The organism is Jatrophihabitans sp. (assembly GCA_036389035.1).
Lineage (GTDB): Bacteria > Actinomycetota > Actinomycetes > Mycobacteriales > Jatrophihabitantaceae > Jatrophihabitans_A.
In genome coordinates, this window is the sequence record DASVQQ010000031.1 from 80,544 (window position 1) to 90,722 (window position 10,179).

Consider the following 10,179-nt stretch of genomic DNA (forward strand, 5'->3'; position numbering starts at 1 on the left):
GACTTGCGAGATTACCCGCCGTAGCGGGCTCAGCCGTGCACGACGTCACCGGCTTACCCGAGTCTCGCCTACCCGCTCAGGCCTGCCATTGGCCGCGCTCGCGCAGCACCTCGCGCAGCAGGTCCGCCCGGTCGGTGACGATCGCGTCGACCCCGAGGTCGAGCAGCCGGACCATCTCGGCGCGCAGGTTGACCGTCCAGACGTGCACCTCGATGCCGCGGGCCCGGGCGGCGGCGATGAACCGGGGCCCGACGACCTGCAGCGGTCCGACCCGCGGCGGCACCTGAGCGGCCAGGCCGGCACGCCTGGGCGGCCCGGACAGCGGGCCGAACCGGCCATGGCTCAGCGCGGCCACCTCGGTGGCGGTCAGCGCGCTCGGCGTCGCCGGCCCGGCGCTGCGGCGCAGCTGCAGCAACCGGGCGGGAGAGAAGGAGGCCAGCCGCACCCGACGCCAGGAGTTGGTGCGCCGGATCGCGTCCAGCGTCGGCCCGACCGCGGCGTCGGACTTGACGTCGATGTTGACGCTGACCTCGCCGAACGCGTCCAGCACCTCCTCCAGCCGGGGGATCGGCTCCCGGTCCAGGATTCTGGCCGCGCTGACCTCTCGCCAGCTCAGCTGCCGCAGCTGCCCGTGTGAGTTGGTCACCCGGTCCAGGATCGGGTCGTGAAAGGCGAGCGCTACCCCGTCGCCGGTCACCCGCGCGTCGGTCTCCAGGTGCCGGTAGCCGAGATCGACGGCAGCCTGGAAGGCCGCCATCGAGTTCTCGGCGCCGTCCGGGGAGAAGCCCCGGTGGGCGATTCCGACCGCCGGCCGGGGTGGTGAGCTCATGCGGCCGGCGGCAGTCCCAACAGCTGGCGCAGGTAGCGCACCGGCGGCGAGCCGAAGCTCAGCATGGTGTCGTGCAGCTGCCGGTCCGACCAGGACGGGTGGGCCTGGCGCAGGTCGGCGACCAGCTGCAGGACCTCGAGGTAGCCGACGTAGTAGCAGGACAGCTGGGTCGAGCTCAGCTGCACCCGACGCCACTTGCCGGTGGCCTCGCCTTCCTCCTGGTACCCGCGGGTCATCATCAGCTCCATGGCCTCGCGCTGGTCGAGGTCACCGGAGTGGAAGGACACGTCCATGATGGTGTTCAGGATGGCACGCAGCTGCATCTTCAGCTGCTGCATGCGCACCGCCGCGGCCGCTTCGGCGGAGATCTCGCCGCGGTACTTCAGGGTGGCCATCAGCTCCTCGGCATAGACCGCCCAGCCCTCGATGAACGAGTCACTGCCGAACACCCCGCGGATCGGGTTGGCGCCCTGGTAACGCTGGTTGTGCGACAGCTGCGCCACGTGGCCGGGCATCCCCTCATGGATGGTGAGGTTGTGCAGCATGTGGTTGTTGTACTCGCGGTAGAACGAGCGGACCTGATCCTCTGACCAGTCCTTCGGCGTGGGCGAGACCGCGAACTGGGTGGCCAGCGGCGCGGTCTCCAGCACCCCGACCGCTACGCAGTAGGCCACCGCCACGCCGCGATCGATCTCGGGCATCTCGATGATCTCCACCGGATCGTCGTGCAGGGTGAGCAGGTCGTGCTTGCGCACGAAGTCGGTGGTCTCGGCCATCGCCTCCCGGCACAGCTGCAGGATGGTCTCGCTGGTGGGCGCGTCGGCGGCCAACCGGTTGAACTCGGCTGCGATCGCGGCCCGGTCGGGGTTCGCCGACCCGGTGGTCTGGCCGACCAGGTCGGCCAGCTCGCTCTCGACCCGGTCCAGATCGCGGTAGGCCTGCTCCAGCAACAGCTTGGGCTGCCACGGGGTGGCCAGCACCAGCTCCAACTTGCTGGCGTAGAGATCGTTGCCGAGCCTGGCGGGCCGCTGCGCTCCGGCCAGCTCGGCACGCAACCAGTCCTGGTGCTCGCGTACCGCCGCCGCCGCCCGGCTGATCTCCTGCGACAGGTCCGGGCTGCCGCCCGTCTCGGCTATCGCCGCGGGAATCTCGCCCTCGATCAGGGCAAGGGTGCCCTCGAACTGCCCGATAGCGGTCTGGACGTGAATTGCGGACATGCCGCTCAACCGGCCGCGGGCCGCCTCGAGGTAGTCCGGAACCGCGCGCAGCCGGCCGGCCACGCCGGATAACCGTTCCGGCAACGGAGCAAAGTCTCTGGTGAGCAGCGCGTACAACGCTTGCCCCGGGTTGTGGACCATCGGATTCCAGCTGGCCTCGTCAAGGTCTGTCAGGCTGAGCAGCTCACTTTCCGACGCCGTCCGCAGGATGTCACGGTCGACGGCGTCCGCGGTGTCCAGCTGGTCGGCCGGCAGCTCGTCCAGTCGCGCGATCAGCGAGCGGAGCTCGTCGGCGCGGCGCTGTCCGGCGGCAGCCGACGGATCGCTCAACTGGTCGTCATGGCTGTGATCACCCAGCATGGTGGCCGTATCGGGGTAATGCGCGCATAACGAGGCCACCGCGTCGTTGGCGATCTTGGTGAAGTGTTCAGAGGTCATGGCCAGACGGTAGTCGCGGAACGGCACTGTTGGCTGCACTGGTTGCTGCACTGTCAGGATTTGAACAGCGCGCTATAGGCGTTGATCGCCGGCTGGCCACCCAGATGGGCGTACAGCACGATCGAATCGCGCGCGATCTCACCGGTGCTGACCAGGTCGATGAGCCCGGCCATCGACTTGCCCTCATAGACCGGATCGATGATCACGCCTTCCAGGCTGCCCGTGAGCCGCATCGCGTCCAGGGTGGATTGGACCGGAATGCCGTAGTAGTCACCGGCCCAGCCGTCCAGCACGGTGATCTCGTCGTCGCGCAGTTCCCGTTCCAGGCCGATGAGCTCGGCGGTGTTGCGCGCGATCCGCTCGACCTGGGCCCGGGTCTCGGTGATCTTGGCCGAGGCGTCGATGCCCAGCACCCGGCGTGGCCGGTCCTGCCCGGCGAACCCGGCAATCATCCCGGCATGGGTGGAACCGGTCACGCTGCAGACGACGATGGTGTCGAAGAAGACGCCCAGCTCGGCCTCCTGCTGCTGCACCTCATACGCCCAGTTCGCGAAGCCGAGGCCGCCCAGCCGGTGGTCGGAGGCGCCTGCCGGGATCGGGTAGGGCACGCCGCCGCCGTCGGTGATCTCGGCCAGGGCGTTCTCCCAGCTCTGCTTGAAGCCGATGCCGAAACCGGCTTCGACGAGCTGGACGTGGGCACCCATGATCCGCGACAGCAGGATGTTGCCGACCCGGTCGTTGACCGAGTCGGGCCAGTCCACCCAGCTCTCCTGCACGAGCCGGGCCTGCAACCCGAGCTTGGCCGCGACCGCCGCGACCTGGCGGGTGTGGTTGGACTGCACGCCGCCGATCGAGACCAGGTGGGTCGCGCCCTGCGCCAGCGCCTCGGGAACCAGGTACTCCAGCTTGCGGGTCTTGTTGCCGCCGTAGGCCAGGCCGGAGTTGCAGTCCTCGCGCTTGGCCCAGATCTGGGCGCCGCCGAGATGGGCGCTCAGGCGCTCCAGCGGATGCACCGGGCTCGGCCCGAAGAGCAGCGGATAGCGGGGAAAGTCGCTCAAGGCCATCTTCTACGACTCCTGATCTCGGACGCCTCGGCGCCAGGTGGACGGCGCTGGTGGCGCCGCGACCAGCCTAGGTGCGCCACCGGTCGTTGAGGCGACCCGCGGCGGATGAGATGCTCAGCCGGTGGCTGAGATCGTGTTCTCCTCCGAGCTGGACGACGTGGACTGGTCGGCGCTCAAGCAGGCCCTGGTGGCCGACGACTTCGACAACCTGCGCACTCCCGAGCAGTACCGGGTCTCGCACCAGAACTCCCACGCCGTGATCTTCGGACGCTGCGACGGGCAGTTCGTGGCGAACGGCCGGATTCTCAGCGACGGGGTCTGCAACGCCTACCTGGTCGACATCTGGACGGCGACCCCGTACCGCCGGCGCGGCGTCGGGCGCGAGGTGGTCAACCGGTTGCTGGCCACCGTGCCCGGCCAGCACGTCGGGCTGTTCACCGACGACATGCAGGCCTTCTACGAGACGCTCGGCTTCCGGCCGCAGACCGTCGGCATGAGCAAAGTGGTCGGCCGCTGGCTCGAGGGCGGCTGACCCCTCACGGGTCGCTGTCGATTCTGCCAAGCTTTGCCCATGGCAAACGTCCCCGTCGATCTCGGCGAGAAGCTGTCCGCGTTCTCCGAGCAGTGGGCGCCGAAGGTGGTCGCTCGGCTCAACGACTACGAGATCAAGGTCGTCAAGCTGCAGGGTGAGTTCATCTGGCACACCCATGACGACACCGACGAGCTGTTCCTGGTGCTGGACGGCGAGCTGCGAATCCAGCTCCGGGACGGCGACGTGACGCTGCGGCCCGGCCAGCTGTTCGTGGTGCCGCGCGGAGTCGAGCATTGCCCGGTCGCCGACGGCGAGGTGCGCGCGGTGCTGATCGAGCCGGCCGGCGTGGTCAACACCGGCACCGCCGGCGGCCCGCTGACGGCCGGCTACGACGACTCCCTGGCGTAGCGGCTGGCAGCGGTCAGCGGCCCTTAGGCGTCATCGTCGTCTTTGATGCCGAACTTCTTGCGGATCTCCGCGCGTTGCCGCTGAATGCGCAGGGCGATGTTGGTGACGATCTGGGCGTTGCTGTGCAGGCTGGCCGACTCCCACCAGATCGCCATCGGGTCGGTGATGGTGTCCGTCTTCAGGTCGATGAACCCGCACGGTCCCGGGTTCCAGCCCATGACCTGGGCTGCCGCGGTCCGCTTCTTGCGGCTGGTCGAGGTCATGTCGACGATCGCCGCGGTGACCTCGGCGATGCCGTAGGTGTTGTTGGAGCGGATGCTGGTCACCAGCGACGCGCTGAGGTCCTCGAAGTTCTTCAGCACGTCGGCGTCATCGTCGGCGTGGGAGGCGAAGGCCTCCAGCTGATAGACCTTCGTGCCGATGACGGTGAGGCTGAAACCGTGGCCGCCCATGTGGATGTTGAAGATCATCGGCGTGCCGCCGGCGCTCGCGGCGAGTAGGTGGGTTTCCAGCAGGTGAGCCCGTTTGCGTTGGTCGGCTTGGGCATACTTGGCGTCCCGGGCGCCGTCCGAGGAGTTGGCGGCCACATCGCCCAGATCGTCGAACAGCCGCTGAGCGGTGTCGAAGCAGATGCTGAACCAGCGAGCGTCCTTGAGGTAGTCCATCACCTGGCTGTAGTCGATCTCGGTAAGGGAGTCGGTGCCGATCACCAGGGCCTGATATCGGCGTGCCGACACCTTCAGGCCCAGCTCGTCAAGGGCCGCCACGTCCTCTTTGATCAGCGAGTTGCAGGCGACGAGCACATCCTTGAGGGTGAGCGCCGGCGACTGCGGGTCCGGCTCCGCTGCCTCGGCCAGCTCGGTCAGCTTGTCCCAGGTGAAGGCGGACGGTTCCATCAGCTTGTCGAGCTGGGCGCAGCTGAATCGGCTGACGATGGTCCGGAACTGGCTCACCGACGCCGCCGGTTGGATACTGGCCGTGCCCGCCAGGTCCTCGGCCGACCAGCCGCTGCCCGCGTAGCCCACGATGTCAGCCCAGCTGGAGCTGACGTTCATCACGTAATCGACCTGCTCCGGGGTGAAGAACGCGATCACCGCCTGCAGCTCGGGCGCTGTCGGGCGGGGGTCGAAGGCGGCGTGCCGGGCGAGGTCGGCGGCGGGCCACGCGGTGGCCACCAGCGCCAGCACCTCGGCCAGGCTGGCGCAGCTCGGTTGGATCTGGGCGAGCTGAGCAGCTGTCAGCTTGGCCATGATCGAGTTCAGCTCGGCGTAGGTCGGCGCCGGCTTCCGCGAGGCGAGTGCGATGGTGTCGGCGCTGGACCAGTTGTGCGCCTCCAGGGCGATGAGCCGCTCCTGGGAGTTCTCCAGCTGCGCCAGTTGCAGGATGCCCGGGCGCTCCTGCTCGGTATAGGCCCGGCGCACCAGTTCACCGGTGGAGCTGGCCAGGGTCGTTCTCGCCAGTACCGACACCGCGAGGTGCCCGCTGTGCTCGGGGTGACTGGCATGGTCGCAGGCCGGGGTGCCACGCCCGACCGCCTGCCGGCGCAGCGCGCCCAGAACCTGGTCGGCGCTGCGGTCGGCCTCGTGCTCGGCGGGGTCATTGGCCGCGCCGACGATCGGCCCGCCACCGGAGGAGCCGGTCGCGCTCTGCCGGACGTGGGAGAGCTCGTGGGCCAGCAGCCGCTGACCGGACTGGGAGTCAGGGGAGTAGGCGCCCTGGGTGAAGTACACGTCCGAGCCGTAGCTGAACGCCACCGATTGCACCGATCGGGCGATGTGATCGGCCTCGCCGTCGGTGTGGATCCGCGCGGCGCTGGCCGCCGGGCCCAGTTGCTGGCCGATCTCGGTGGCCATGCCGGGGGTCAGCGGCCGGCCGCCGCCCTTGCGCCGGCGCAGAGCGGATAGCACCCCGTCCGGAATCGGGTTGCCGCCGAGCGGGTCGGCTGCGCCGGACAGCTCTCGCAGCAGCGGGCCGGCGCCGCCGGCGACCGCCAGTCCTGCCACGCCCAGTCCTGCCACGTCCAGTCCTGCCACGCCAAGTCCTGGTGCGGGCAGCGCGAGGGCTTGCTGGTCCAGCACGGGGGCCGCGTACTCGGCGACCTCGGTGGCACGGTCATGCAGGGAGTCGTCGGACCGGTCAGCAGAGCCACGCGCACGCGTTGGCGTCGCTTGAGGCCGATCCTGTCCCATGACCAGTGAGTTCCTACGTGTGCCCGAAACTGCTTCACGGGCAGCTTACACGCCGAGCTGGCTTTTGCCCGGTTAACGCGATTTATCATCACCGGCCTCGCCTTGAGTATCCTCATCCAGCCCCAGAACGGCCGCCACGCGATCGAGGATGCTCTGCAGCGCTGGGGAGCGAGCCTTCCAGGCAACGGCCTCTTCGAACAGGGCCAAGCCATCACGAGTCATTCCACCGCCGCTACTGACGACTCCTGCCAACATCGCATCCAGGGATGCCTCGATCACCTCGTCGTCCGTCATCGGCGGGCCACCGGTATAGGGAAAGAGCCGTCCCAACTCATCCCAGAGCCGGTCCAACTCTTCGAGCTCGTTTTTTGTAAGTTGCTTCATTCCACAACCTCGCCGGGCACATTCCCTGGGTTGGAATGGCAAGTCATCTCATGAACAGGTCGAATTCGGGAACCACCCACCGTTGGCGCCGAGAACCCGGCTCACGGGGCGGGACAACCAGCTGCCCCCGCAGAATGGCGTCAGCCATGCTGATGTACTCGTTGAAGTCATGGACCAGGCTCTCCACGTCATCGCCGGCGGTATCCGAGCGCCAGCCCTGTGGCAGGGACAACCAGAGATGCACGCTATGGTTTTGGCCCAGTTCGACTCGCCTGCCATCGGGTGAGGAAACGTCGTAGGTGACTCTGTCACCGTCCTGTTGGCGGCGGATGTCCCACCGGCTCAGTCGCTCGTCGACGAGTTCATCGAGCTCCTGTAACGCACGGCTCGCCATCGCTGACCTCAGAACTTCTCGCAGTAGTGACAACCAGTTGAAGGAGGCATACCTCCGGTCGAAGTGTAGGTTCCAGGCCGTTGACCGGCACCCGGGTTTCGATCAGGCGTCGGCGCGTTGAGGCCATGGGTCGTAGTGGTGATCGCGTGCCGGTAGGAACAGCCCGAAGAGGTCCCCTGCCAGGCCATTTGTCCGAAGTCCCACGGCAAGGCCCGAACCTTGTGCTGGCGCCAACTCCTGATAGTGACCGCTGGGTTCCTCCTGGGTGGAATACCTGCACTCGTACGGGTTTCGCGGAGCCTATAGAGATGGCGGGGGTGCGAGGGCCGCCGGGCGGGGCAATCCGGCGCGACGTGGCACGATCGCACAGGTGACCAGCAGACCCGCCGAGGCGCAGCGCCTGCGCGACCTCGCACTGCTGCGCCGGGTCCGCGACCGGATGGACCGGGAGTACGCGCAGCCGCTGGACGTCGAGGCGCTGGCCCGCGGGGTGCACCTGTCGGCCGGGCACCTCAGCCGCGAGTTCAAGCTCGCCTACGGCGAATCGCTCTACAGCTATCTGATGACCCGGCGCATCGAGCGCGCGATGGCGCTGCTGCGGCGCGGTGACCTCAGCGTCACCGAGGTCTGCTTCGCGGTCGGCTGCTCGTCGCTGGGCACCTTCAGCACTCGCTTCACCGAGCTGGTCGGCATGCCACCCAGCACCTACCGGCGGCTGGCGGCGCAGGGAGCTCCGGAGTTGCCGCCGTGCGTGGCCAAGCAGGTGACCAGACCGATCAGGAATCGAGAAGCGCCCGTCTCCGCGCCGGGCTTAACGTGACTGCCATGGACATCACCATTCACACCACCTTCCTTCCGCACGACGACCCCGACGCCTCACTGGCCTTCTACCGCGACGTCCTCGGCTTCGAGGTCCGCAACGACGTCGGTCAGGGCCGGATGCGCTGGATCACGGTCGGCCCGCCCGACCAGCCCGGCACCTCCATCCTGCTGGCGCCGCCGGCAGTCGACCCCGGCATCACCGACGACGAGCGCCGCGTCATCACCGAGATGATGGCCAAGGGCACCTACGGCTGGATCCTGCTGGCCACCAAGGACCTCGACGGCGCCTTCGACCAGCTGCAGGCCAGCGACGTCGACGTCGTCCAGGAGCCGACCGAGCAGCCGTACGGGATTCGGGATTGCGCCTTCCGCGACCCCGCGGGAAACCTGATCCGCATCCAGGAACTGCGCTGAGCCGTCGTGATGGGCGAAGCCCGAGACGGTGAGACCCGCAAGGCCGACACGCTGGCGATGCTGGCGACCCAGGCGATCGACGTCTGGGTCGCCACCGCCTCGGCCGCAGGCGCGCCGTACCTCGTGCCCGTCTCGCTGGCCTGGGTGGACGAGCGAGTCGTGATCGCGGTCGACGGGTCCTCGACCACCGCGCGCAACCTGACTGCGTCCGGCCAGGCCCGGCTCGGCGTCGGACCGACCCGCGACGTGGTGATGATCGACGCCGTCATCGAGAAGGCGGTCGACGTCGCGGCCGACGATGTGCTGGGCGAGGCCTACGTCGCACAGGCTGACTGGGATCCGCGCCGCAGCACGGGATACGTTTTCTTCGTGCTGCGGCCGGTCCGGGTGCAGGCGTGGCGTGAGGCGAACGAGATCGCGGGCCGGACGCTCATGCGCGACGGCACCTGGCTGGTCTGACACAGCTGACCGGTCTGAACAGATGGAGGGACGATGAGCATGGCCACCAGGACGGACCCGCAGTCGCCCGCGCTGCGCGACCCCGACCGCCACGACCTGATCCGCGTGCACGGCGCGCGCGTGAACAACCTCAAGAACGTCAGCGTCGAGATCCCGAAGCGCCGGCTGACGGTGTTCACCGGGGTCTCCGGCTCGGGCAAGAGCTCGCTGGTGTTCGGCACCGTCGCCGCGGAGTCCCAGCGGCTGATCAACGAGACCTACAGCGCCTTCGTGCAGGGCTTCATGCCGACGCTGGCGCGGCCCGACGTCGACGTCCTCGACGGGCTGACCACCGCGATCAGCGTCGACCAGCAGCGCATGGGCGCGGACCCGCGCTCCACGGTCGGCACGGCCACCGACGCGAACGCGATGCTGCGCATCCTCTTCAGCCGGCTCGGGCAGCCGCACATCGGGTCGCCCAGCGCGTTCGCCTTCAACGTCCCCTCGGTCCGGGCGAGCGGCGGGATCACGATCGAGCGGGGCGCCAAGACCAAGACCCAGAGGGCGACCTACACCCGCACAGGCGGCATGTGCACGCGATGCGAGGGCCGCGGCGCGGTCACGGACATCGATCTGTCGCAGCTCTACGACGAGGGCAGGTCGTTGAACGAAGGCGCGCTCACGATCCCCGGCTACAGCATGGAGGGCTGGTACGGCCGCATCTTCCGCGGCTGTGGCTTCTTCGACCCCGACAAGCCGATCCGGAAGTACACCAAGAAGGAGCTGCAGGACCTGCTCCACAAGGAGCCGACGAAGATCAAGGTCGAGGGGATCAACCTGACCTTCGAGGGCCTGATCCCGAAACTCCAGAAGTCGATGCTCGCCAAGGACGTCGACGCGATGCAGCCGCACATCCGCGCCTTCGTCGAGCGGGCGATCACGTTCACCACCTGCCCGGACTGCGACGGCACCCGGCTCAGCGAAGAAGCGCGCTCGTCGAAGATCGGGAAGGTGAACATCGCCGATGCCTGCGCGATGGAGATCCGAGAC

The 10,179-nt window shown here is 68.3% G+C and carries 12 protein-coding genes; 6 read left to right on the forward strand and 6 right to left on the reverse strand.

Features of this window, described 5'->3' with window-relative positions; all coding sequences use genetic code 11:
- Window positions 1–76 precede the first annotated feature (76 nt).
- From VF557_16685 to VF557_16695, 3 genes are read right to left on the reverse strand one after another with little or no spacing between them, the layout of a single operon-like run.
- On the reverse strand, window positions 77–829 hold the full coding sequence (locus VF557_16685; protein HEX8081850.1) for a glycerophosphodiester phosphodiesterase family protein: 753 nt from the start codon (window positions 827–829) through the stop codon (window positions 77–79).
- Window positions 826–2,484: a DUF885 domain-containing protein gene (locus VF557_16690; GenBank protein HEX8081851.1), complete on the reverse strand. Its 1,659-nt coding sequence runs from the start codon at window positions 2,482–2,484 to the stop codon at window positions 826–828. The genes VF557_16685 and VF557_16690 overlap by 4 nt, the downstream gene beginning before the upstream one ends.
- A gap of 53 nt (window positions 2,485–2,537) precedes the next feature.
- Entirely contained in the window at window positions 2,538–3,548 is a 1,011-nt protein-coding gene (locus VF557_16695) for a 1-aminocyclopropane-1-carboxylate deaminase (GenBank protein ID HEX8081852.1), read from the reverse strand.
- A gap of 121 nt (window positions 3,549–3,669) precedes the next feature.
- On the opposite strand from VF557_16695, the gene VF557_16700 reads away from it, so the two are divergent.
- Both VF557_16700 and VF557_16705 read left to right on the forward strand, forming a co-directional pair.
- Entirely contained in the window at window positions 3,670–4,080 is a 411-nt protein-coding gene (locus tag VF557_16700) for a GNAT family N-acetyltransferase (GenBank protein HEX8081853.1), read from the forward strand.
- Between the two features lie 39 nt (window positions 4,081–4,119).
- Window positions 4,120–4,488 (forward strand): cupin domain-containing protein, encoded by a 369-nt coding sequence (locus tag VF557_16705; GenBank protein HEX8081854.1) that lies wholly within the window; start codon window positions 4,120–4,122, stop codon window positions 4,486–4,488.
- Between the two features lie 23 nt (window positions 4,489–4,511).
- Here VF557_16705 and VF557_16710 read toward each other — a convergent pair whose 3' ends face one another.
- The 3 genes from VF557_16710 to VF557_16720 all read right to left on the reverse strand — a co-directional run bounded on the left by VF557_16710 (window position 4,512) and on the right by VF557_16720 (window position 7,455).
- Complete coding sequence (locus VF557_16710; GenBank protein HEX8081855.1) at window positions 4,512–6,521, reverse strand: DUF4157 domain-containing protein; 2,010 nt, start codon at window positions 6,519–6,521, stop codon at window positions 4,512–4,514.
- 228 nt (window positions 6,522–6,749) lie between these two features.
- A complete protein-coding gene (locus tag VF557_16715) occupies window positions 6,750–7,061 on the reverse strand; it encodes a hypothetical protein (protein ID HEX8081856.1) in 312 nt (103 codons plus the stop codon).
- Between the two features lie 43 nt (window positions 7,062–7,104).
- Window positions 7,105–7,455 carry a hypothetical protein gene (locus tag VF557_16720; GenBank protein HEX8081857.1) on the reverse strand — a complete coding sequence of 117 codons (351 nt, stop codon included), beginning with the start codon at window positions 7,453–7,455 and terminating at the stop codon, window positions 7,105–7,107.
- A gap of 370 nt (window positions 7,456–7,825) precedes the next feature.
- Here VF557_16720 and VF557_16725 point away from each other — a divergent pair, with 370 nt between their 5' ends.
- From VF557_16725 to VF557_16740, 4 genes are all read left to right on the forward strand, one after another.
- On the forward strand, window positions 7,826–8,275 hold the full coding sequence (locus tag VF557_16725; protein HEX8081858.1) for a helix-turn-helix transcriptional regulator: 450 nt from the start codon (window positions 7,826–7,828) through the stop codon (window positions 8,273–8,275).
- 5 nt (window positions 8,276–8,280) lie between these two features.
- Entirely contained in the window at window positions 8,281–8,691 is a 411-nt protein-coding gene (locus VF557_16730) for a VOC family protein (protein ID HEX8081859.1), read from the forward strand.
- Between the two features lie 9 nt (window positions 8,692–8,700).
- Window positions 8,701–9,150 (forward strand): pyridoxamine 5'-phosphate oxidase family protein, encoded by a 450-nt coding sequence (locus VF557_16735; GenBank protein ID HEX8081860.1) that lies wholly within the window; start codon window positions 8,701–8,703, stop codon window positions 9,148–9,150.
- Between the two features lie 33 nt (window positions 9,151–9,183).
- Window positions 9,184–10,179: excinuclease ABC subunit UvrA (locus VF557_16740; GenBank protein ID HEX8081861.1), on the forward strand; the 996-nt coding region annotated here is incomplete at its 3' end.

Excerpts from the sequence above, each read along its gene's own strand:
- VF557_16685 (HEX8081850.1), bottom strand. The coding sequence starts at position 829 with ATGAGCTCACCACCCCGGCCGGCGGTCGGAATCGCCCACCGGGGCTTC.
- VF557_16690 (HEX8081851.1), bottom strand. The coding sequence starts at position 2,484 with ATGACCTCTGAACACTTCACCAAGATCGCCAACGACGCGGTGGCCTCG.
- VF557_16695 (HEX8081852.1), bottom strand. The coding sequence starts at position 3,548 with ATGGCCTTGAGCGACTTTCCCCGCTATCCGCTGCTCTTCGGGCCGAGC.
- VF557_16705 (HEX8081854.1), top strand. The coding sequence starts at position 4,120 with ATGGCAAACGTCCCCGTCGATCTCGGCGAGAAGCTGTCCGCGTTCTCC.
- VF557_16715 (HEX8081856.1), bottom strand. The coding sequence starts at position 7,061 with ATGAAGCAACTTACAAAAAACGAGCTCGAAGAGTTGGACCGGCTCTGG.
- VF557_16720 (HEX8081857.1), bottom strand. The coding sequence starts at position 7,455 with ATGGCGAGCCGTGCGTTACAGGAGCTCGATGAACTCGTCGACGAGCGA.
- VF557_16730 (HEX8081859.1), top strand. The coding sequence starts at position 8,281 with ATGGACATCACCATTCACACCACCTTCCTTCCGCACGACGACCCCGAC.
- VF557_16735 (HEX8081860.1), top strand. The coding sequence starts at position 8,701 with ATGGGCGAAGCCCGAGACGGTGAGACCCGCAAGGCCGACACGCTGGCG.